This is a genomic window from Ruegeria sp. CJ2 (assembly GCF_056536745.1).
Window position 1 is genome coordinate 12,701 of record NZ_JBQFQF010000001.1, and the last position, 21,631, is coordinate 34,331.

The following is a 21,631-nucleotide window of genomic DNA, read 5'->3' on the forward strand; positions in this document are numbered from 1 at the left end:
CTATGCGTGGCCTTCCCAATAGCTCAAACCGTGTGAAGTTCAGATGACAGAAGAAATGATCCTTGCCAATGCCACACTCGTTCTTCCCAACGAGACGCGAACAGGCAGCGTTCGGATTGCGGGTGAGACAATTACCGAGGTCGCGTCGGGTGCCGCGATTCCTGCCGGCGCGATTGACTGCGAAGGGGATTATGTCTGCCCCGGACTGGTTGAACTGCACACCGACAATCTGGAACGTCACATTCAGCCGCGCCCCAAGGTCGACTGGCCCCACGCCGCCGCCATCCTCGCGCATGACGCTGAACTGGCCAGTACCGGGATCACCACAGTGTTTGACGCCATGCGCATCGGCTCGATCCCCAGCGGTCAGCGCTATAAGAAATATGCGCGTGATCTGTCCCGCGAGCTTTGGCAACTGCGCGAGCAGGATGCGCTGAAGATCAGCCATTTCCTGCACCTGCGGGCAGAGGTCTGTTCCGAGACACTGGTCGAGGAGCTTGACGAGTTTGACGCAGGCGACCGTGTGGGCCTTGTGTCGCTGATGGATCATACGCCCGGTCAGCGGCAGTTCCGGGACATGACCCAGCTTGAGGCGTATATGAAGGGCAAGCATGGTATGAATGATGACGACTTTCTTCAGCATGTTGCCCAGCTCAAGGCGCTGCGCGAACGTTTTGGCGACAGGCACGAAGTCGAAACGGTCAAGGCCGCCCAGCGCTTTGGCGCGATGCTGGCCAGCCACGACGATACCACGGACGCCCAAGTGCGCATTTCCGCGGGGCATGGGATTACCCTGGCCGAGTTCCCCACGACGGTCGAAGCCGCACGCGCCTGCCATGACCACGGAATCAAGGTGATGATGGGTGCTCCGAATCTGATCCGGGGCGGGTCCCATTCCGGCAATGTCGCGGCGCATGAGCTTGCCGAACTCGGACATCTCGACATTTTGTCGTCCGACTATGTGCCTGCGGCCCTGTTGCTGTCGGCGGCGCGATTGGGCGAGATGTGGGGTGATATGGCGCGCGGATTGCGGACCGTGACGCAGACGCCTGCCCAGGTCGTCGGGCTGGATGATCGCGGCGAATTGCGCGCCGGGGCCCGCGCGGATGTCATTCGGTTCCGGATGCGCGAGGGCGCACCCGCGCTCAACGGTGTCTGGTCGCGGGGACGCCGTGTGGCCTGATCAGGCCATGTAGAACAGATACCGGTCCGGGGCGATGGTGTCCGGACCGCTGATCTGGTCGAACCCCACCAAGGGCTGACCCGAGATCAATAGCCCGCCCGGTCGCATCACCTGTGCTATGAGGGGGCTCAAGCGAGCAGCTTCAGCCACGTCTTCGTCCTTGATACCGCGCCCGAAATCATAGTGTGCCATGGCGATTTTTTGCCCACCTGCGGCCAGCTTGTTGAGCATGGGTTCCGCTTCTCCTTGCAGAAAATCCTCTGCTGGCGGAGTGCTGGACGGGTGGCATTGCAGAACCCGGTCCATCACCCAGATGCGGCGGTTCGGCAGGATTTCCCTGAGGTGGTCATAGGTTCGACCGTTTCCCAGACCCATGTCCAGAACGTCCCCGGTCATGTCGGATATCTGTTCGGCGGCCCAGTTCAGCCCATCGCGTTGGGCCGTCAGGCGGCGCAGCATGGAATCCAGTCGGCTCATACGGGTCTCCGTCTCGTGTCGTTTCGCTGCGCGGTCCAGATGACGGCAGGCCCATCCAAAAGCCGGTGCAGCAGGTCTTGTGTGAATGTCCAGATGTCTTCGTCATGAACAAGGTGATGGGTCAGAACGCCAAATGGTTCATCGTTGTCGGCGCGCCCCTCGCGGCGATCCCGCAGCAGCTCCACGGCTTGGGTGATCAAGATATCCGGGGCGATCAACCCCCGCGTCCCGCGCCAGTCAATCGGGTCCAGATGCGTATTGACCTGTAGCAATCCTGACACCGGGTAAGCGGTCTTTCGCGGCGTGGCAGTCGACAAAAACTGATAGCCCAAATCGGGCAGTCCTTTTGCCATGTCCGGGGCAATTCGGTTCCATGGCGGTACGAACATCGGGCACAACCGTTCGCCGAATGCGGCATTCAATCGGTCCAGCCCGGCTTGCGCGTCCTTCAGTATTTCTGACATAGGTCGGTGCAGCCGGAACTCTGACTTTTTCTCGTCCTGCGGCGCGTGGTTTTGATGTGCCCATCCATGAACGACAGGGATCAGAGAGGGATTGTTTAGGACATGACCTGTCAGCGCGTCGTCAGCGTCCCGCGGAATGACCGCTAGATGCACTGGCACACCAAGCCGATCCGACAGGGCCGTCAGGCGATCAAGCTGTGGAGTGGTCGAAACCGCGTCGTCGTCACGCCACCATAGAGGCAGCGACAGGCCCGTGCTGTGCCAGACCTCAAGCTCGACCATCAATGGACGCCAATCGACGATCATTTGCGCTGCTCCAAAAGGGTCTTGGCGATGTCCACAGACTTTGCGGCCCCGTCAAACCCAAAATCTGCGGTTGGCCTGAGAGGAGCGTCAATAACGCGGCTCACCGCCATCGCCAACGTGTCGCCGTTCAGGTCCTGACTTGGCAGAACGTCGATCGCCGGTAAGTTAGACAGGCTTTCTGCTCGCAGCGTCTGCTCAACCTCTTTGCCATCATCGAAGGGCACGAATACCGCGGGTGTTCCCGCCTGAAGGATGTCGAGCGCGGTGTTATATCCGCACATGCTGACCGATGCCGCCGCATGGGGCAGCATCTGGCGGAAATCGGGTCGCACCTTTTCGAGGGTTACGGGGGCGTCGCCAACGTATTGGGACAGGTGATCAATGCGTGCGCTCGCGTCCTGTCCACCGACCAGCAGGCGCCAGCGCCTGTTGGACATCTTTCGGGCGGCTTCGATGGCCGCACGAAAGATCGGTTGCCCCACCGATCCCCCTCCGGCGCTGACAAGCACTTCGCCCTGACCCAGCGCGTCGGGATGCGGATCCGGGGCTTTGGGCGCAACAAAGCCCGTGTAGAAAAGCCGTTTCTCAAGTTGCTTTGAGATCGGCCAGCTTAGATCCAACGGAACGACCTTCTGGTCGGAATGAACCAGAATGCCGTCATAGCTATCCAGTACAATCTGCTCGGTGCGTTCAGCCTTTGAGGGCTTGGATGGCGGCGCGAGAATATCCCGCACTGACCCCAATACAAGGGGTCTGACAGCCAGCTCTTGCGCCGCGTCGAGCGCTGCGCTGAACTCCTCCGCCAAAGACCTGCGCCCAAAGGGGTAAAGCTCGGTGATCAGAATATCCGGAGCGAAGGATCGCATCGCTTCTACCAGCGCCCGTTTGCGCGCCTGCATATAGGTATCGTCCGCAACGTCGCCTGTTTGCGTCAGCAGCCGCGTGAAATCCGTGCCGTCTGACCGCAATGGAGGCAAACCGAGCAATGTTATGCCGCCGCTGTCCAGTTGCGGTGCGGGCATTCCGCCGGACACCAGCAGGACTTGATGGCCGTCTTGCGCAAAGGCCCGCCCCAACGTGAGCGCGCGGCTCAGGTGCCCTGTCCCCAGCAGATGGGTGACGACGATCATCACTTTCATTCGGGATCCTCTGCCCGGATCAGGCGGATGGGCTCGGGGTCAGGGCGCATAGTATCCATATCAACGATATACAGGCGGTTACGCTTGATTTTGAAGGGGGCGGCACCGCTAAAATCCCAACCCCAGGCCATCGCCAGAATGACCCGCATAATACCGATATGGCAGACCGCAACGGTATCACCGTGCAGTGCGTCCAGCCACGGGCGCAAACGCATCTTTACATCTGCGGGGCTTTCCCCGTTCGGAGGGCGAAAATCCCACCCCCAATCCTCGATATGGCGGTAACCGCTGCTTGAATCCTCGATCAGATCGACACCGCGCAGGCCTTCCCAGTTACCCCAGTTCATTTCGGTCAGCGCAGCGGACATCATGGGGTCCTGTCCCGAGACCAACTGTGCCGTTTCTCGGGCCCGAGCAAGTGGGCTGGACCAAATGGCCACCGTGTCCCACGGTTGCGGCAGGCGATAGGTCGACAAGTCCTGGCGCGCTTCTTCGTCCAGTTGGATGTCGCTGCGCCCCTGTATGCGACCGGCGCGGTTCCATTCCGTATGTCCGTGGCGCAGCAGTGCAAGGCGGGTCATTGGCGTCCCTCGATCAACGGGCGTGCGGCTTGCCAGAACCTCTCCGTGGCCGCAGGCATGAGATGTCGCGCGGCTATTCGTTCTCGCGACATACGTCCGATTGATTGGCGCAGCGGCTTGTCATTCAGCAGGTCTTGAAGGCGCGCGGCCAGCGCAGAAGGACCGGATTCAACTGACGGATAGTCACCCGGAGCCAAGACGTCACGAACGCCCGGCCTGTCCTGCGCCACCACCGGCACGCCATTGGCCTGTGCTTCCAGATAGATCATTCCATACGCCTCGTTCACGCCGGGCCAAACCAGCAGGGACGCGGTTTGGTAATGCGCCTGCAACGCGTCCCGATCCAACTGGCCCAGAAACTGTACCTTCGATCCGAAGGGGGCCATCAACGCTTCGACCTCAGCGCGGGCCGGGCCATCCCCCGCTATTTTCAGGGACCAATCGCCCTGTAGATGACCCAATGATTGCGCCAAAATTTCATAGGACGCCAGCTTGTCGCCGTGCCGCATCATTCCGACCGTCAGCATCGGCCCTGCGCAGGCCGATGGGGTCGGCAGCTCTGAAAGTGGCAGGAACGGAGGCAGGTCCACCAGACGTTGGTTTCCAAACCTTTCCCGTTCCAGCGTAATCAGGTCATTGGCGGTGTGGTAATAGATCACCTGCGCGGCGTCGCATGCATTGTGTGCAGCTTGCGCGAACCCGGCCCATGGGCCCTTCAACCGGCTTGTGGCGCGGGTGCTTTCCAATTGCACATAGGGGATGTTGCGGTCTTTGCACACGCTGGGGCCCAGCAGGTCCGGCGCCTTGTAATAGTTGTGATAGGTCACCCACAGCGCCGTATCCGCAGGCAATTCTGCAATCAGCCTCTGCGCCTCGGTCTCGGCTTGGGAGCGCAATTCCTCTTGGATTTTGGCGTTGCCGGTCTTGTCGTAGATCCGCAGGCGCGACACCAGATCAACCGTGTCACCTTGCGCGCCAATAGCCTGCATCAGGTTGCGTGCCATTTCACGGTCACCAGAAGGCACCGGGCTGTCCGGTGATTTCATCGGAGTGTAAAAGGCGACGCGCGCCATCAGTCCGGGCCTGCGCCAAGGGCGCTGAGCCGTTCGGAAAGACGCGCGATGCCCGGATCCATCCGAAACTCGGCGATGAGCCGGTCATAGGCGGCGTTTGCCATCGCTGCGGTTCCGCCGGGATTGTCGGCCATCTGGATCATGGCTGCGGCGAGGGCCGCAGGATCATCGTCGGACAAGACGCCGTGCCGTCCGGATTCGATGAATTCCGGAATCGCCGAGACGGGTGTGGACAGGATGGGCAGGCGCTGGGACGCGGCCTCCATCAGTACGTTAGGCAAGCCGTCCCGGTCCCCGTCCGACGCGATGCGGCTGGGCAGCACAAATAAGTCGGCCTCGCGCATCGCCGCGATGACTTCCGGTTGGTCGCACGCGCCTTTCCACGTGATCCGATGCGCGACCCCGGCGGCCCGGGCGCGATCCCGCAGAACTTTTCCCAAAGTCCCGCCACCGATATGCGTCCAGCGCCAGTTCAACTGGTCTGGCAGCATGGCAAAGGCGTCGATCAGGCGGTCGAACCCCTTCTTTTCGACCAACCGACCTACGGACAGCATATGGAACGGATCGCCCGCGACGCGGGGCGTGCGATCTGGCGGGGGCGGGAAGCGTGTCAGGTCCAACCCGTGATAGATCAGATCGACCCGCTTTGGATTGTCGGCCAGACTACGCAGGTGTTCTGCGCCAACGGCGGTACAGGTCGCGCCAAATGCAGCACCGTGCGTGCTGGATTGCAGCTTTTCGGACTTTTCCCAATCGGGCGATGTCCAAATGTCCTTGGCGTGGGCGGAAAAGCTCCAGGGCAGGCCACGCATGATGGCTGCATAGCGGGCGACGGATGACGGCGTATGCATGAAATGGGCATACATCGCCCGCGTCGTCTGCGGCAGCTCGGCGGCCAGAACGCATGCCTGCCCAAAACGTCGAATGCGGTTATGCGTTGGGTCGCGACGCAGATCGGCACGCCAGACCCGATAGGCTTCGGCATAGCCGGGCAAGTTTTGGGCAAAACGCCTGGCGGCCCAGACGCGATCCGGCTCTTGGTAGAGGTATTCGGGCAAGTAATGCACCTGCCCCTTGAACCGATCATGCAGCGGGTGGCGTTTCACATCTGTCGGATGCCGCAGGGACCAGATGTCAAAGCGATGACCCGCATCCTGCAGGGCAACCAGTTCCTGCGCGATGAACGTCTCGGACAGGCGCGGCCACCCTTTGACCAGCACCGCCAGTTTCGGAGGCTTGGACGTCATCCGGTGGCCCGTTCCCGCTCACCACCCAGCAGGGCGTCGACCCGGCTGGTGACATAGTCCAACCCATCCAGCAGCCCGTCCTGAATGGCCTGAGAGGGCAGCGGTTGCTGCGGCAATGCGCGGATCGCCTGAACCATCGCGTCTGTTGTCAGCCCGTCCCGGCTTTCGTCCAACATGCGTACCAGCCCAAGACCTTCGGCACGCGAGGCGCGGATCCACTGTTCCAGCCTTGGCGTGGTGCGCGGAACAATGACCGCGCGTTTGTCGAAAGACAGGACCTCGCAGAAGGTGTTGTAGCCCCCCATGCAGACCACGCCGGCAGCCCCCGCAAACAGCGTTTCGATTTGGGATTCAAAGCCCACCGCGGTCACACGGCCATTCAGGGCGGCGACTCGGGTTTCAAAATCTTCGCGCAATTCACCGGACAGGAAAGGGCCATAGACCAGCACGGCACGCGGTGAAAGGTTCGGATCCTGTTCGTAGGCGGACAGGACAAGATTGACCATGGCTTTGCCGTCGCCACCGCCGCCCGGTGTGATCAGGATATAGGGCTGTTCGGGCGGTTCGCCCACGGGCCCCAGATCGCGGCGCAGATAGCCGGTCCAATGGATGCGAGACTGCGCGGCCGGGCTGAGCGGCAAGCCACTGGTGGGATCATAAATCGACCGCAAGCCATAAACCCAGATTTCGTCATAGTATTTTTCGGTCGCGGTAACGGCTTCTTTCCTGTCCCACTCGGCTGCGAGAACTTCGGGCTCATCCAGAACGTCGCGCAATCCCAAAACCAAGCGCGTGTCCTTGGTCTGGTACAGCGTTTCAAGCGTTGGCAGCAACTCGCCGCGAAATCCGGTGGGCTCCTTGTCAACAATCAGGACGTCGGGTTCGAACTGCTGGACCGCGGTCTGAATCAAACCTGCCCGCAGTTCCGTCACCTCTTCAATGCTCATGCCCATCGTTTGCGAGGCATAGGACCCATCGGCCCGCTTCGTCACCCCGGGCAGGCGGACATGATCCACACGGCGCGGAAATGTAAATCGTCCCGCCACAGGCGATCCCGTCAGGATCAGTGCCGAGGCGCAAGGGTCGGCCTGCGTGATGGCCGAGGCCAAGGCACGAGACCTGCGCAAATGGCCCAGACCAAACGTATCGTGGCTGTAGAACAGAATGCGGGGCGCACGGCCAGTTGTATCTTTTTGTCTTCCTAGGCTCATGCTTTCGCCTGTCTTAGTGTCTCGGTGCAACTCCGCGCGCTTGCACCTGTATCGTATATGTTTTTCGTGCGCTTGCAAAAACTCGGTTGAGATGACCCGAAACCGGTAAGCATTGCGATTTAGCTACATATTAGTTGAGATTTGCCAGATATTCCCTGTCTTACATCAAACGCAGAGCGCAGGCATAAGTTTGCAGTCTGCCTGACGGGTCATATGCAGTTTTTGCAGGGTTGAAAACACTTCAATTGGGGTCGGTGCGCCCGAGACACGAATAGACACGATAACGAGAAGCGCGAGGCTGAATATTTGAACACCGCGTCGCGCTTCTGTAGTGTTTTGTGCAAATGCCGAACTGGATAGAACACCTGATGAAACTTAGACTTTTTGCCGTTCTCGCCCTGTTGGTCTGGATGATGCCAATGGTTTTGGCAAACGGGGCTGCGGCGCAGACCTCGCTTATTCCCGGATATGGCGCAGCCACAAGCACCACCGAAGACACGACAGACGAAAGTGATCTTGCCGCCGCAATTCGTTCGGCCACTGAAAGCGGCGCCAGTGTCATCGTGATCGACAGCGCAGGTCAGATCGTTTCAACCGGTGCGCAACAGGACGCCTCGGCCGAGGCTGCGCCGCATGATCCGATGGCCGAAGGCTCGCAACTTATGAAGGCTCAGGAACGGTTTTCGAAATTCCGAGAGTCGATGGTCTCGCGGCTCGAGGCGTTGCCCTATTCGATATTCGAAGTGCAGTACATTTTGCGGCAGACCAGCCCGGATGGGCGGATTCAAACCTATGTCGAGGTTCTGCTCTGGAATGTCCTGTTCCTGCTGCTGGGGCGTTGGCTGTCGACCGAGATTTACGGCAAGCGCATGGCCAAGAAGATCGTTGTGGCGCGATCCAAGGAAAACCCGCAGGGCTATCGCGAAAAGATGCCCTTTCTTGTGTTTCGGTTCTTTATGGGTGTCGGGGCCACGATCTTTGCGATGCTGATGGCGCTGATTGTCGGGTATCTGTTCTTCGGTGAGGCTGAAGATATCTCGATCCAGTTCACGGTCACGGCGATATTCACGGCCTTCTTCCTGTCTCGGACGGTGTCGGACCTGTGGCGCATGGTTCTGTCGCCGTATCTGAGCCAGTACCGCCTGCCGCCCTTTTCCGACCGGGATGCCAAACGGCTGTATATCTGGGCATCCGCATTGGCGACCTATGACATCACCGTGGTGCTGTTTTCGACATGGGTTGCGGATTTTGGCCTGAACTACAACGTCTATGCCATGGTGTATGGTGGCCTGACGATGATTGGCGCGCTGGGCAATGTGCTGATGATCCTGTTCAACGCGCGCGCTATCTCCAATGCCATCCGTGGGGGCAGGGCGCCGGATCAGGTGTCGTGGATTTTGCGGTTTATCTCGTTCGCCTGGGCCCCGGTTCTGATCGTTTACATGGTGTTTAGCTGGTTCAAGCTGGCGGTCGATCTGGTGCTTGAAAACGACAACTCGATTCCCATTGTCGCAAGCAGCTATGCCATCTTCATGTCGGTCGTCATTGCCTATGGCGCGATGAACTACCTTCTGGAACGGTATTTCGACCGCAATCGCAAGATTGAAGAGATGAATGCCGAGGCCGAGCGGGATGAGGCTCCCGAAATCATTGACACACCGCTCGCAGAACAGCGCAAGCACTCGATCGTGACGTATGAGGATTTGGCCCGGCGCGTTGCCGGTATTCTGGCCTTTGTCGTTGGTCTGTACGCACTGGTGGTGATCTGGAACCCCGATGCAAGCTGGAGCGAAGACTTGCCCATCGAGCGTGCCCTCGACGTGATGGTCATCCTGTTCATCGGCTATATCCTGTTCCACTTCTTCCGGGTCTGGATCGACAGCAAGATTGCCGAAGAGATTGACGATGGCGGCGGCGAGGCTGAGTTGGGCGACGAAGGGGGCGAAGGTGGACAAAGCCGGTTGGCCACTTTGCTGCCGCTGTTCCGTGGGGCGATCCTTGCCGTCGTCGTCGTGACCATCGCGCTGATTGCCCTGATGGAACTGGGCATCAATGTCAGTCCCCTGTTTGCGGGTGCGGGCGTTGTGGGTCTGGCCGTGGGCTTTGGTTCGCAAACGCTGGTGCGGGATATCTTCTCGGGCGCGTTTTTCCTGATGGATGATGCGTTCCGCAAGGGCGAATATATCGACATTGGCGATGTGAAAGGGACGGTCGAGAAGATCTCGGTCCGGTCGTTCCAACTGCGCCACCACTTGGGTGCGCTGAACACCATTCCCTTTGGCGAGATCAAGGTTCTGACAAACTACTCCCGCGATTGGGTGATCATGAAGCTGCCGCTACGTGTGACCTATGACACCGACGTTGAAAAGGTGCGCAAGCTGATCAAGAAACTGGGTCAGGAATTGCTGAGTGACCCGGTGATTGGCGATAATTTCATCCAGCCACTGAAATCTCAGGGCGTGATCGAAATGCAGGATTCCGCGATGATCATCCGGGTCAAGTTCATGACCAAGCCGGGGGACCAATGGCTTGTGCGCAAGAAAGTCTATCAGGATATCCGTGAGCTGTTCGCCCGAGAAGGCATTCGCTTTGCCCACCGCGAGGTTACGGTTCGTCTGGCCGATGAAAAAGGGGCTGAGGACCTGACACCCAAACAGCGCGAGGCCGTCACAGGCGCAGTGCAGGCTGCGATTGACGAGGATTACCTCGACGATATCGGTCCGGGCGGTGGAGATGATCGCTAGGGGCGGCTCCCGCCCCTTTGGGTTGCGTCTCTGACGAGACGCCGCCCAAGGCGTTGGGCCGGGCCGCGCGTGCCGCGCGGCGGGGGCGTTATGACTTAGATGTTGACCAGATGGGTTGGGATGAACCCAGCTTTGACGCAGGCAGCGGCCAAGTCATGTTTGCCGTCCCCACGCGGAGGGCGGGTTTCAGTCGGTGGCCTTTGCCCCAGCCCGAGTCCTCGGGCCTGTCAGAGAAATCGGTGGGCTTGGCCTGTGCGATTTCTTCTGTGGTTTCGGACTTGGCGAGGCTTGCCAGCAACTCGGCTGTACGAGCCAGCGACAACCGGGCCTGCATGACAGAACCGTCCGACGCGCCCTCGGCCAGCGCAGACAGAACGGCTGCGGCCATCAGATAGCCGGTTGCGTGATCCAGCGCCTGTACAGGCAGTGGCGTCGGCTTGTCGGCTTTGGCCCAGACGCGCCCTGCATCGGCGATACCGCTGCTCATCTGTACAAGGCTGTCAAAGCCGCGCCGGTTGGCCCACGGTCCCTGCCAGCCATAAGCGTTCAAGGTGACTTCGACGCGGTTCGGGGCCAGTTCGTCCCGCTTTGCCTGTGTCAGGCCAAGCGCGTCCAAGGCACCGGGCCGGTACCCGTGAACAAACACGTCGGCCTGCGACAGCAGAGAGTGCAATTTTTCGATGCCCTTTGGGGTTTTCAGATCCAGATAGGCGCAGCGTTTGCCCAAGGAGATATCGGGAATCACACCGGGTTCGTCCCAGTCCGGCGGGTCGACGCGCAAGACTTCGGCCCCGAACCCGGCCAGGGTGCGCGTGGATACTGGCCCGGCCAGCACGCGGGTCAGATCAAGAACGCGGAGGCCCATCAGCGGGCGCTCTGCCGTCGCCTCCGGCCTGTCGCGCAAGGTAATCGGACGGGGGTTGGTCCACCCGATCAAGGGATCACGCGAGACGGCACGCCCCTGCGGATGATCCAACCAGTCCGAGCGGCTGCGCATGGCGGCGGCCACGCCACCCTCTGCGACGATTGCAGTTTCGAGGTCAGCAATCGCCCAGGTTTTCACGGCCTGCGATACGGCCTCGCGCTCTGGCTTGGCAGCTACAACGTTCAATGCCGCCGCCCGGTGACGAGGCAGGTTGGTATGCAGCCTGATCCACCCATCGGCGGCCTGATAATCCCCGGCGATGGCGTCCCAGAGGTTTGGCATTTCCCAACCGTCCGGCTTGAAGGAAAACCCGTACCAGAGAGACGCCAGCCGGTGATCAACCGAAACCTCTGGCGCACTAGGGGCAAGGTTTAACGCAGCAATCAAACGGGCCAGCTCCTGACCCACAGCGGCGAAACTGGCGGTTGCCAGTTCTGACACCGCATAGAGGCTGGGCCGCGCACCTGATCCCGTTGTCAGATAGCCATCTGATGCGGGAAGGGCAGAGATCAGGGTCATTGCTGATAGGGGTCCAGACTGTCCCGCAGCCCATCGCCCAGGAAGTTGAAGGCCAGAACCACAACAATGATCGGCAGCATCGGGATAGCCGTCCACGGGTAAATCTCGATTGAGGCCAGGTTCTGCGCGTCATTCAGCATCACACCCCAACTGACGGCAGGAGCCCGCAGTCCAAGGCCCAGGAAGCTGAGCGCCGTTTCCCCAAGGATCATGGCCGGGATCGACAAGGTGGCCGAGGCAATCAGGTGGGACATGAAATTCGGCAGCAAATGTTTGCGGATCACCCGGCCCGAGCTTGCGCCCATCATCTCGGCGGCGCGGACATATTCCTCTTCCCGCAGGGACAGGAACTTGGCGCGCACGGATCGTGCAAGACCGGGCCAATCGAGTATCCCGAGAATGATCGAGATGATGAAGAACACCGCGACCGGGCTCCAATTCGACGGCACCGCAGCCGACAGCGCCAGCCAAAGCGGAAGTTCCGGGAGAGAGCGTAGAATTTCGATCACACGGTTGATAACCCAGTCGATCTTGCCGCCAAAATACCCGGCCATGGACCCGAAAAGGATACCGAGGAAGAAGGAAACAGAGATACCGATCAAGCCAACTGTAAGCGAAAGTTGCGCGCCGTATAGAATTCGGCTGAACACGTCGCGGCCCAGACGGTCAGAACCCCACAGGAACAGCGTTGCGCCCTCGGGCGCGCAGAACAGGTGCGTATCGGTTCGGATCAGCCCTGCCAGCTTGTACTCGCTCGCTTCGCACAAGAACCGGATTGGTCGCGGGTCTTCCGTATCGGGAATGAACTTCCACTGGAATGTCTCAAGATCCGCCTCGGCGACGATTGGATACACATGAGGACCGATGAATTTTCCGTCGTGGAACCAGTTGATGCTTTGCGGTGGGGCGTAAAGGTGTTCGTCGTTACGCTCATTCGGGCCATATGGGGCGATGAACCCCGCAAACGGCAACATCAGGTAGCACAGTAACAAAAAGATGCCAGAGATCAGACCCAGCTTGTGTGTCCTGAACTTGCGCCAGACCAGAACCCAGTTGGGGGCGTCCAGATCCGCGCGCTCGAGCTGTTGCAGGGCGGCATCCGGATCGAACGGAGCGTCGTCGACATAGCGGCCGTCAGATCGTTTGCTCATGCCTCGCGTCCCTCATAGCGAATGCGCGGGTCCAGCATGACCAGCAGGATATCAGAGATCATGGTCCCGATCAGGGTTAGCAGTGCCACGAACATCAGAATAAAGGCAGACAGGAACTGGTCCTGTGTTTTCAGCGCCGTCAGAAGGGTGGGGCCGATGGTCTGCAGACCCAGAACGACCGATACCAGAACCGAGCCGGAAACCATTGACGGCAGCAGGTTACCGATATCCGCCACGAACGGGTTGAAGGCCACGCGCAGCGGGTATTTTGTCAGCATCCGCGACGGAGACATCCCCTTGGCGATAGCCGTTTCCACATAAGGCTTGCCCAATTCATCCAGCATATTGGCGCGCAGGCGTTGCATCATGGCTGATGCGCCGGACGTGCCGATTACGAATGTCGGGACAATCAGGTGAACCAGGATGGACTTCATCTTGTCCCAACTCATGGGCTGGCCCTCGAAGGACGGGTCCATGAGGCCGCCGATCGGCAAGTTGAAGTAGCGGTGGCCGTAATAGAACAGGATCAGAGCCAGCAGGAAGTTCGGCGTGGCCAGTCCAAGGTAGCCAACAAAAGCCGAGGTATAGTCGATCCACGTCCGGGACCGCGCAGCCGCAATGACGCCAAGCGGCAAGGCAACCGCGTAAACAAACAGAATGGCGGCAAGGTTAACCACGACGGTCAGCCATAAGGTGTCGCCGACGATTTCGGCCACAGGGCGGTCAAATTCAAAGGACCAGCCGTAATTGCCCTGTATCAGGCCCTCGAACCCGTGGGGGCCGGGCCAGAAGCCCATCCAGATCAGGTACTGCTCCCACATCGGGCGGTCCAATGCGTATTCCGTGCGCAGAAACTCGGCCTTGGCCACGCCCGCAGACTGGCCCGATGCCTGAAGCTCGGCGATCTGGTTGCTGAGATAGTCGCCGGGCGGAAGGTTGATGATCACGAAGATCAGCACCGACACCACCAAAAGCGTCAGCAGCATCGTGAAAAAGCGATACACCGCATAGCGCAGCATTACCATTTAGCTGCTCCTGTCAGTCGGCGAAGAAAAACTCGTCGGGACGATGTATACCAAAATGAGCACCAGGTTCCCACGCCCACATTGCCTGCTCGGGCACGTTGCGCAGCCGGTTCGAAACCACAATGGGCTGAGGCGCGCCGTTCAGGATACCGATCGCGTACAACTGATCCGCGTGTATCTTCAACATTTCGCTCCACGCGGTCTGCCGTTCATCGTCCGTCTTGGCGATCTGCCAATCATGGGCCAGCTCCATCAGGCGCTGTGCTTCGGGCATGTCGGGCGGCTCACCGGCTTCGCCACCGGTCTGATAGTACTGCCCCCATTTGGGCCAAGCCAGAAACACCTGATCGGTCGGCGCCAGATACGCGGGTGAGGTATGGAGCTGCGGAATTCCGTCATCCCAACCAAACCAGACCGAGGCCATCGTGTTCCCTGCAAACACCCGGTTCCGAAGAATATCCCTGTCCAATGGGCGCATCACAAGGTCGACGCCGATCTCGCGCCATGTATCCGTGACGATCTGCAGCGCGTTCTCAACCTCTTGCCGTTCGCCTGCCGTTTCAATGATCAGCTCCATCGGGCGTCCATCGGGCAACAGGCGGATACCGTTCTTGTCACGCTCGGTCAGGCCAGCCTCATCCAGCAGGGCATTGGCTTGTTCAATATCGTACTGGGCCCAAGCCTTTGCGTTTTCTTCGTCATAAAACGGCGACGCGGGCAGAACGGACATTGCGCCGGGTTGAGCCAGTTTGAAATAGAGCGCTTGATTGATCGTCTTTCGGTCGATGGCCAATGACAAAGCGCGGCGCACCCGCACGTCGCGCAGAACCTCGCGCCATGCATCATCTGCGAAATTCAGGTTGGGATAGATTGCGATTTGCGACGCGACCCCGGTTTTCCAAAGCAAGGTTTTGTAGTCGCCACCGGCCTCGCCTTTTTTCAGGATCGAGGCATCGCGAAACGCCAGGCCACGTCCTTGCAGATCGGTTTCGCCCGCGTTTGTTTTCGCGGCCACCAGTCCGGGGGCGACGATCTCCATCTCGACAACGTCGATATAGGGCAGTTGCATGCCCTTGCTGTCGATGCGGTGATAATAAGGGTTGCGCACAAAATTGTGCCGGATCTTTTTGCCCGAACTTGCATTCAGCCATGGCTGCAACGTGGGCAGTTGGTGATTGTCGAACTTGTAAAGGTTGTCCAGCTTGTTGTGCAGCGCCGCCCAGCTTTTGACGCGGGCATCCTCAACCTGAAAGGCCAGTTCATCGGCATCCGCGAATTTCTCATGATATTGCTTGAGGAATTCTGAAGGCCGGTAAATGAAGGGTGGCCGGGCCTGCGCCAGCGATTGCAGAAAGTCAGGGTTCGGATCGTCCCATTCGTACACGATGGTCGTTTCGTCCGGGAAGCTGACGGTTGGCGGCTTGCCCTCGACAATCAGGAAATCAGGCGGTCCGGACGGGCTGAGCAGTTCGTTGTTCGCTACGTCCTCCCACCAGTACCGAAAGTCCTCGGACGTGAATGGTGAGCCGTCCGACCATTTGTGACCTTCCCGCAGGCGCAGCGTGAACTTGCGGTTTCCTTCGTTTTCAAATGACGCGAGCAGGTCCGGGACAATCTCGTAGTTTTCGTCAAATCCAACCAACCGGGCATAGCCGTAAACGACCATCTGGCGAATGTCCTTGGACCGCGTCACCATCGTGCGCAGGGTGCCGCCGGGTGTGCCAAATTCCCGCCCCTTTGCAGCAAGGTCCACGACCAGCGGTTCAGCGGGAAGCCGTTCCTCGACGGGGGGCAGGTTGCCGGCGCTGACCTCTGACTGCCAGAACGGGCCTTCAACGGGGGTCGGTGTCGCGGCCAGTGTCGGCATGGAACACAGGGCCGAAAAAGCGGCTGCCAGTAACAGGGGGCGAGTGGTCTTAAACATGGCATCGTACCTTATGGCCGGGCTCCATCTCTACCAGCGAAGGTATCACGGAGTCGGTAAATCGGAAGGCGTCATCCCAACTGTCTGGTGAACCAGCGCCCAAAGCAACCAAATTCAGGTCAATGGGCCGGTTGATGTCGGGTTCCGGCTGAGCGGCAATCAGCGCCTTGGTGTAGGGGTGGCGGGGATTGTAGAACAGGGTCTCGGGTGGGGCTTGTTCAACCACCAGACCCCGGCGCATCACCGCAACTTCGTCAGCGATACGTGCCACGACCGCCAAGTCGTGGGAGATGAAGAAATACGACAGGTTCAGGCTTTCCTGCAGATTTTCCAACAGGGTCAGGATTTGTTCCTGCACCGACACGTCCAGCGCCGAGGTGGGCTCGTCGCAGACGATGAGTTGAGGGTCCAGCATCATGGCGCGCGCGATGGACAGGCGCTGGCGCTGGCCACCGGAAAACGCGTGCGGATAGCGTTTCAGCATGTCGGCGTTCAAGCCAACACGTTGCAGCATTTCGGCGGCCTTGTCCTTTTGTTCTACAGCCGAGCCGATGTTGTGGATTTCCAGCGGCTCGGTCATGGCGTCCTGAATGCGCATGCGCGGACTGAGCGAACTGTAGGGGTCCTGAAACACCATCTGCGCCTTGCGTTGAAAGGCCGTGCGCTGCGCGCGAGACATCTGGTGAACAGTAATCGGGTCCTCGTCCGGGGACGTGCGGAAAAGAACCTGTCCGCCCGGATCGGGTGGTTCTGCGCCAAGGGCTATGCGGGCGGCCGTGGTTTTGCCAGAGCCGCTTTCGCCCACGATGGCCAACGTCTTGCCGCGCGCAAGGTTCAGGTCCACGCCGCGGCAGGCATGTATCAGCCGTTCCCCCTGCCACCCTTTGCTCGAGCGCATCGTATAGGTCTTGGACACGTCCTTCAGTTGCAGGATCAGGTCCTCATCCGGCATTGGGATGCCGACCGCATCTTCGTCCGGAATTTCCGGGGCCGCGTTGAACAATTGCTGTGTGTATGGATGTGCCGGATCGGTCAGGATCGGTGCGGCCTCTCCGGATTCCATGACGCGGCCCTTATGCATGACAACGACCTGCTCTGCCATATTCGCAACCACGCCCAGATCGTGTGTCACGAGGATCAGCGCCATTCCGGTTTCGCGCTGAAGTTCTTTGATCAGCCCCAGAACCTGCGCCTGAGTCGTCACGTCCAAAGCGGTTGTCGGTTCGTCGGCAATCAGCAGCTCTGGCTTCGAAACCATCGCCATTGCGATCATCGCGCGCTGCCGCATCCCGCCCGACAGTTCGAACGGATAAGAATCATAAGCGCGCTGGGGATCGGGAAAACCGACCCGTTCGAACTGCGTCAGAACCTCTTTGCGCGCCTGTGCCTCGGACGCGCCGCGATGCAGCCAAAGGACTTCGCTGACCTGATTTCCGATCTTGTGCAGGGGCGACAGGGATCGCATCGGCTCCTGAAAGATCATCGAAACACGGTTGCCTCGGATATCCCTCATCTGGCGTTCGCTGATCCGGGTCAGGTCTTCCATTCCCTTGGAATCATTCAGAGTAATCGTTCCACTGCGAATTTGCGCAGTACGGGGCAAGATGCGTAACGCGGCCCTGCACGAGATCGTTTTCCCCGAGCCAGACTCTCCAACCAGTGCAAGTGTCTGTCCGGCTTCCACATCGAAGTTGACGTCTTTGACCACAGATTCGCCCGCACCAAAACCGATGCTGAGGTCTCGGACAGACAACAACGCAGTCATGCGGGTTTTCCACCCGTCTGGCCGTGGGTTTTCATCGGCTTAATCAACTCCCCGTGTTTTTTGTCGCAGTTTCGCGCGGTTGGACCCGACTAGTCAAACCCGTTCTTATGCCGAAATGTCGCGGAAACGTGAATCTGGGGCCTATTTGCCTACACAAAGCCTTGAGGATTTGCCATCAAATGCGATGTCGGCCCCAGCTTTTAGGTTGACAGCTATCAAGGAGAGATTTCCCCGTGTCCGATACCCAAAGCCGCCTGGATTTGTTCATTGACCGTATGGTTTCACAACGCGCCTGTCTGGACCACGCCATTGCGCAGACAAAAGGCATGCCGGGGCCTGTGTTTGAACTGGGGTTGGGCAATGGGCGTACCTATCACCATATGGTTCAGTACATTGCGGATCGGCCGGTCTATGTTTTCGAACGCGCCGTTGCCTCGCACCCCGATTCAACCCCGCCAGAGGATCTGGTGATCTTGGGGGACGTACGGGAAACGCTCCCTGCGGCGCTGGATCGCTTTGGTGCGACGGCCAGCCTGATCCATGCGGACCTTGGTGGGCACAACCGGGAAAAGAATGATGCGTTTGCGCGCCTTGTGTCCCCATTGATCGAACCGCTTTTGGCCGAAGGGGGGCTGATGGTGTCAAGCGACCGGATGTATTTTGAAACCCTGACCGAATTGCCGTTGCCGGCAGGGGCGGTCGAAGGCCGCTGTTTCGTTTATCGCCGCTAACTGGCTGAAAAGGATTTTCTGATGCTGTTTTATGATTGCTCCACCGCGCCGAACCCACGCCGCGCACGGATGTTCATCGCCGAAAAAGGGCTTGAGATTGAGACCCGCGACATCTCTATCGCCAAGGGCGAGCAACTGAGCGAGGAATTTCGGGCCGTCAATCCAAACGCCACAATTCCAGTACTTGTGACCGACGAGGGGACCGCGCTGACTGAGAATCTCGGTATCGCGGCCTATCTTGAGGCGCGCTTTCCCGAACCGCCCTTGATGGGGCGGACACCGGACGAAAAAGGGTCGGTTCTGATGTGGAACAGTATTGTCGAGCAACAAGGCGGCGCGCCGATTGCCGAAGCGCTCCGCAACACTCACCCGGCGTTTGAAGGCCGGGCCATACCCGGACCGGTGAGTCACGCTCAGATCCCCGAACTGGCCCAGCGCGGCACAGCGCGAGTCGCGCGGTTTTTCGATATTCTGGAAGACCGGCTTGCCCAAAGTGCTTTTGTTGCGAGTGACGTGTTTACGTTGGCCGATATTTCGACCTTCGTGTTTGTCGATTTCGCGCGCGTGATAAAAATGAAAATTCCTCAGGAAAACAACGCGACTCTGGCCTGGTTTGACAAGGTGGGGTCGCGCGCCAGCGCCCAGCTTTAAAGGACCGTTCTGGCTTGTTGGGTTTTGGTGATCAGAACTGTACAGAAATGTCTAGACAGAAGTGAACAGTGCGTCTAGCGTCCCTTGCGAGTCATGCAGGGGAGTGCAGGATGAAATCTCAGTATCGTGTTGTGGTCATCGGGGGCGGCGTTGTGGGCGCCTCGGTTCTGTATCATCTGGCCAAGTTTGGCTGGTCGGACGTGGTGATGCTGGAGCGGCGACGTCTGGCATCAGGGTCTTCGTGGCACGCGGCGGGTGGTATTCACGCCTTGAACGCCGACCCGAACATGGCGGCGTTGCAGGCCTATACGATCGATCTGCTGAGTGAGATCGAAAAGGAATCTGGCCAGAATATCGGTCTGCACATGACCGGAGGTCTGACTTTGGCGGGCACGCCCGAACGGTGGGAGTGGCTGCAAGCGAATTATCGCATCTTCCAATCCATCGGCATCGACGATTGCGAGTTATTGTCCCCTGAGGAGGCGCAGAAGCGCTGCCCGATCATGTCCACCGATGGCGTGCTAGGCGCAATGTGGGCGGATCGCGAGGGCTATATCGATACGACCGGGACGGTGCAGGCTTACGCAACAGCGGCCAAAAAACGCGGTGCGGAGTATTACGAGGAAACCAAGGTCGAAAGCCTGACACAGACGGCAGACGGCTGGCAGGTGGTGACAGATAAGGGCACGATCACCTGTGAGCATGTGGTCAACGCGGCGGGTCTTTGGGCCAAGCAAGTGGGGCGCATGGCCGGGGTCGAACTGCCGGTCTCGCCGCTGAAGCATCACTATCTGATCACCGATACGGTGCCCGAGGTTGCGCAGGCAGAGTTTGAGATGCCGATGACCGTGGACCTCGAAGGGTTCACTTATATGCGGCAGGACCAGAAGGGGGTGCTTGTCGGTATCTACGAGGTCGAGCATGAACACTGGGCCATGGACGGCGCGCCTTGGAACTATGGCGAGGAACTGTTTCAGGAACAGCTCGACCGGATCGAGAATGAGCTGACTTTAGGCTTTGAACGCTATCCGTCGATCCAGAATGTGGGCATCAAGACATGGGTCAACGGCGCGTTTACCTTTGCGCCAGACGGCAACCCACTGGTCGGGCCTGTGCCCGGCAAGCGGGGCTATTGGTCGGCCTGTGCAGTGATGGCCGGGTTCCTGCAAGGGGGCGGCGTCGGCAAGACGCTGGCCGAATGGATGATCCATGGCGAACCCGAGGCCGATGCGTGGCCCATGGACGTGGCCCGCTTTGGCGACTTTGCACAGAACAAGCGGTATATCCGCGAGACGACGGGGCAGTTCTATTCCCGCCGCTTCGTGATGACCTATCCGAACGAGCAATTGCCCGCAGGCCGTCCACTGAAAATGGCCCCTGCCCATGATGCGATGACTGAGGCCGGGTGCAAATGGGGCGTCAGTTGGGATCTGGAAGTACCGCTCTATTTTGCGCCCAAAGGGTTCGAGGAGACGCCGACCCTGAAACGCTCGAACGCGCATGACATCGTGGCCGAGGAGTGCAAGGTGATCCGTGAGGGCGCCGGCCTGATGGATATCTCCGGCTTTTCGCGGTTCGAGGTCAGCGGCCCCAACGCGCAGATCTGGCTCGATAAGGTGATGGCCTCGAAACTGCCAGCACCGGGGCGTGCCAAGCTTGCCCCGATGCTGGGCGAAAATGGTCGGCTCAAGGGTGATCTGACCGTGCTGAACTGGGGTGATGGCACGTGGTGGATTATGGGCAGTTATTATCTGCGGGCCTGGCATATGCGGTGGTTCGACGACCACATGATCGACGGTGTTACCGTTCGCGATCTGGGCGAGGAGTACTGCGGGTTTGCTGTCGTTGGCCCGAAATCTCAGGCCGTGGTCGAGAAACTGGCCGAGCAGGATATCTCAGGTCTGAAGTTTATGGGCTGCGGGGATTTCGACATCGGTTTGGTGCGCGCCCGCGTCGCTCGCATGTCGGTCACCGGTGAACAGGGGTATGAGATTAACTGCCGTTACGGTGATCACATCAAGCTACGCCGCATATTGCTTGAAGCCGGGGCAGACGAAGGCATTCGCGAATGCGGCTTCAACGCGATGCTGTCGACCCGCCTTGAAAAGAGCTTTGGGATCTGGTCGGCAGAGTTCACACAGCTTTACACGCCAGGCATGACGGGCATGGATCGCTGGATCGACTGGGACAAGGAATTCGTCGGCAAGCAGGCGGCACTGGCCGAACGCGATGGCAATGGCCCCGCGCAGGTTCAGGTCACGCTGGAGGTTGATGCGCTGGATGCGGACGCCAGCGGGTATGAACCCGTTTGGGCAAATGGTGAGCGGGTCGGGTTCGTGACGTCGGGTGGATATGGCCATTACACTGGCAAATCGTTGGCGATGGCGCTGGTCAACCGCGAGAAGGCAAATCCGGGGACTGACCTGTCGGTTCATGTGGTCGGAGTAGAGCGCCCCGCGCGGGTGATCGCGGCATCACCTTATGATCCGCACGGCAAAGCGATGCGGGGCTAATC

At 59.6% G+C, this 21,631-nt stretch carries 17 protein-coding genes; 5 read left to right on the plus strand and 12 right to left on the minus strand.

Going from position 1 to position 21,631, the window contains the following annotated elements:
• The first annotated feature begins 43 nt into the window (after positions 1 to 43).
• The gene (locus ACR0MS_RS00085) at positions 44 to 1,183 is read left to right on the plus strand and encodes an alpha-D-ribose 1-methylphosphonate 5-triphosphate diphosphatase (RefSeq protein WP_480567604.1); all 1,140 of its coding nucleotides are present in this window, start codon (positions 44 to 46) and stop codon (positions 1,181 to 1,183) included.
• On the opposite strand, the gene ACR0MS_RS00090 is transcribed toward ACR0MS_RS00085, so the two are convergent.
• Genes ACR0MS_RS00090 through ACR0MS_RS00120 form a run of 7 tightly spaced genes read right to left on the minus strand, consistent with a single transcriptional unit; the run spans position 1,184 to position 7,681 of the window.
• On the minus strand, positions 1,184 to 1,660 hold the full coding sequence (locus ACR0MS_RS00090) for a class I SAM-dependent methyltransferase (protein ID WP_480567607.1): 477 nt from the start codon (positions 1,658 to 1,660) through the stop codon (positions 1,184 to 1,186). It abuts the gene before it with no gap.
• Positions 1,657 to 2,430 carry a polysaccharide deacetylase family protein gene (locus ACR0MS_RS00095; protein ID WP_480567609.1) on the minus strand — a complete coding sequence of 258 codons (774 nt, stop codon included), beginning with the start codon at positions 2,428 to 2,430 and terminating at the stop codon, positions 1,657 to 1,659. Before ACR0MS_RS00095 ends, ACR0MS_RS00090 begins: the two co-directional genes overlap by 4 nt.
• Complete coding sequence (locus ACR0MS_RS00100) at positions 2,427 to 3,569, minus strand: glycosyltransferase family protein (protein WP_480567611.1); 1,143 nt, start codon at positions 3,567 to 3,569, stop codon at positions 2,427 to 2,429. Before ACR0MS_RS00100 ends, ACR0MS_RS00095 begins: the two co-directional genes overlap by 4 nt.
• Positions 3,566 to 4,150, minus strand: a complete 585-nt coding sequence (locus ACR0MS_RS00105) for a histidine phosphatase family protein (RefSeq protein WP_480567613.1) — start codon at positions 4,148 to 4,150, stop codon at positions 3,566 to 3,568. The genes ACR0MS_RS00100 and ACR0MS_RS00105 overlap by 4 nt, the downstream gene beginning before the upstream one ends.
• Positions 4,147 to 5,223 carry a glycosyltransferase family 4 protein gene (locus ACR0MS_RS00110; RefSeq protein ID WP_480567615.1) on the minus strand — a complete coding sequence of 359 codons (1,077 nt, stop codon included), beginning with the start codon at positions 5,221 to 5,223 and terminating at the stop codon, positions 4,147 to 4,149. The genes ACR0MS_RS00105 and ACR0MS_RS00110 overlap by 4 nt, the downstream gene beginning before the upstream one ends.
• A complete protein-coding gene (locus ACR0MS_RS00115; protein WP_480567618.1) occupies positions 5,223 to 6,470 on the minus strand; it encodes a glycosyltransferase family 4 protein in 1,248 nt (415 codons plus the stop codon). Before ACR0MS_RS00115 ends, ACR0MS_RS00110 begins: the two co-directional genes overlap by 1 nt.
• Complete coding sequence (locus ACR0MS_RS00120; RefSeq protein WP_480567620.1) at positions 6,467 to 7,681, minus strand: glycosyltransferase family protein; 1,215 nt, start codon at positions 7,679 to 7,681, stop codon at positions 6,467 to 6,469. Before ACR0MS_RS00120 ends, ACR0MS_RS00115 begins: the two co-directional genes overlap by 4 nt.
• A gap of 410 nt (positions 7,682 to 8,091) precedes the next feature.
• Here ACR0MS_RS00120 and ACR0MS_RS00125 point away from each other — a divergent pair, with 410 nt between their 5' ends.
• The gene (locus ACR0MS_RS00125) at positions 8,092 to 10,425 is read left to right on the plus strand and encodes a mechanosensitive ion channel domain-containing protein (protein WP_480568571.1); all 2,334 of its coding nucleotides are present in this window, start codon (positions 8,092 to 8,094) and stop codon (positions 10,423 to 10,425) included.
• 88 nt (positions 10,426 to 10,513) lie between these two features.
• Here the strand turns inward: ACR0MS_RS00125 and ACR0MS_RS00130 are convergent, their stop codons facing one another.
• Genes ACR0MS_RS00130 through ACR0MS_RS00150 form a run of 5 tightly spaced genes read right to left on the minus strand, consistent with a single transcriptional unit; the run spans position 10,514 to position 17,734 of the window.
• Complete coding sequence (locus tag ACR0MS_RS00130) at positions 10,514 to 11,869, minus strand: CoA transferase (RefSeq protein WP_480567622.1); 1,356 nt, start codon at positions 11,867 to 11,869, stop codon at positions 10,514 to 10,516.
• Entirely contained in the window at positions 11,866 to 13,020 is a 1,155-nt protein-coding gene (locus ACR0MS_RS00135) for an ABC transporter permease (protein WP_480567623.1), read from the minus strand. The genes ACR0MS_RS00130 and ACR0MS_RS00135 overlap by 4 nt, the downstream gene beginning before the upstream one ends.
• Positions 13,017 to 14,045 (minus strand): ABC transporter permease, encoded by a 1,029-nt coding sequence (locus tag ACR0MS_RS00140; RefSeq protein WP_171125840.1) that lies wholly within the window; start codon positions 14,043 to 14,045, stop codon positions 13,017 to 13,019. The genes ACR0MS_RS00135 and ACR0MS_RS00140 overlap by 4 nt, the downstream gene beginning before the upstream one ends.
• 13 nt (positions 14,046 to 14,058) lie before the next feature.
• Positions 14,059 to 15,969 carry an ABC transporter substrate-binding protein gene (locus ACR0MS_RS00145; protein ID WP_480567626.1) on the minus strand — a complete coding sequence of 637 codons (1,911 nt, stop codon included), beginning with the start codon at positions 15,967 to 15,969 and terminating at the stop codon, positions 14,059 to 14,061.
• Positions 15,962 to 17,734 (minus strand): ABC transporter ATP-binding protein, encoded by a 1,773-nt coding sequence (locus ACR0MS_RS00150; protein WP_480567627.1) that lies wholly within the window; start codon positions 17,732 to 17,734, stop codon positions 15,962 to 15,964. Before ACR0MS_RS00150 ends, ACR0MS_RS00145 begins: the two co-directional genes overlap by 8 nt.
• Before the next feature lie 233 nt (positions 17,735 to 17,967).
• Between ACR0MS_RS00150 and ACR0MS_RS00155 the strand changes: the two genes are divergently transcribed.
• The 3 genes from ACR0MS_RS00155 (at position 17,968) to ACR0MS_RS00165 (ending at position 21,629) form a co-directional block, all read left to right on the plus strand.
• Complete coding sequence (locus tag ACR0MS_RS00155) at positions 17,968 to 18,465, plus strand: class I SAM-dependent methyltransferase (protein WP_480567629.1); 498 nt, start codon at positions 17,968 to 17,970, stop codon at positions 18,463 to 18,465.
• Positions 18,466 to 18,486: 21 nt separating this feature from the next.
• Positions 18,487 to 19,116 carry a glutathione S-transferase family protein gene (locus tag ACR0MS_RS00160; protein ID WP_480567632.1) on the plus strand — a complete coding sequence of 210 codons (630 nt, stop codon included), beginning with the start codon at positions 18,487 to 18,489 and terminating at the stop codon, positions 19,114 to 19,116.
• Between the two features lie 110 nt (positions 19,117 to 19,226).
• Positions 19,227 to 21,629 carry a GcvT family protein gene (locus ACR0MS_RS00165; RefSeq protein WP_480567635.1) on the plus strand — a complete coding sequence of 801 codons (2,403 nt, stop codon included), beginning with the start codon at positions 19,227 to 19,229 and terminating at the stop codon, positions 21,627 to 21,629.
• Positions 21,630 to 21,631: the final 2 nt, after the last annotated feature.

Excerpts from the sequence above, each read along its gene's own strand:
- ACR0MS_RS00085 (WP_480567604.1), top strand. The coding sequence starts at position 44 with ATGACAGAAGAAATGATCCTTGCCAATGCCACACTCGTTCTTCCCAAC.
- ACR0MS_RS00090 (WP_480567607.1), bottom strand. The coding sequence starts at position 1,660 with ATGAGCCGACTGGATTCCATGCTGCGCCGCCTGACGGCCCAACGCGAT.
- ACR0MS_RS00095 (WP_480567609.1), bottom strand. The coding sequence starts at position 2,430 with ATGATCGTCGATTGGCGTCCATTGATGGTCGAGCTTGAGGTCTGGCAC.
- ACR0MS_RS00100 (WP_480567611.1), bottom strand. The coding sequence starts at position 3,569 with ATGAAAGTGATGATCGTCGTCACCCATCTGCTGGGGACAGGGCACCTG.
- ACR0MS_RS00105 (WP_480567613.1), bottom strand. The coding sequence starts at position 4,150 with ATGACCCGCCTTGCACTGCTGCGCCACGGACATACGGAATGGAACCGC.
- ACR0MS_RS00110 (WP_480567615.1), bottom strand. The coding sequence starts at position 5,223 with ATGGCGCGCGTCGCCTTTTACACTCCGATGAAATCACCGGACAGCCCG.
- ACR0MS_RS00115 (WP_480567618.1), bottom strand. The coding sequence starts at position 6,470 with ATGACGTCCAAGCCTCCGAAACTGGCGGTGCTGGTCAAAGGGTGGCCG.
- ACR0MS_RS00120 (WP_480567620.1), bottom strand. The coding sequence starts at position 7,681 with ATGAGCCTAGGAAGACAAAAAGATACAACTGGCCGTGCGCCCCGCATT.
- ACR0MS_RS00125 (WP_480568571.1), top strand. The coding sequence starts at position 8,092 with ATGATGCCAATGGTTTTGGCAAACGGGGCTGCGGCGCAGACCTCGCTT.
- ACR0MS_RS00130 (WP_480567622.1), bottom strand. The coding sequence starts at position 11,869 with ATGACCCTGATCTCTGCCCTTCCCGCATCAGATGGCTATCTGACAACG.
- ACR0MS_RS00135 (WP_480567623.1), bottom strand. The coding sequence starts at position 13,020 with ATGAGCAAACGATCTGACGGCCGCTATGTCGACGACGCTCCGTTCGAT.
- ACR0MS_RS00140 (WP_171125840.1), bottom strand. The coding sequence starts at position 14,045 with ATGGTAATGCTGCGCTATGCGGTGTATCGCTTTTTCACGATGCTGCTG.
- ACR0MS_RS00145 (WP_480567626.1), bottom strand. The coding sequence starts at position 15,969 with ATGTTTAAGACCACTCGCCCCCTGTTACTGGCAGCCGCTTTTTCGGCC.
- ACR0MS_RS00150 (WP_480567627.1), bottom strand. The coding sequence starts at position 17,734 with ATGACTGCGTTGTTGTCTGTCCGAGACCTCAGCATCGGTTTTGGTGCG.
- ACR0MS_RS00160 (WP_480567632.1), top strand. The coding sequence starts at position 18,487 with ATGCTGTTTTATGATTGCTCCACCGCGCCGAACCCACGCCGCGCACGG.
- ACR0MS_RS00165 (WP_480567635.1), top strand. The coding sequence starts at position 19,227 with ATGAAATCTCAGTATCGTGTTGTGGTCATCGGGGGCGGCGTTGTGGGC.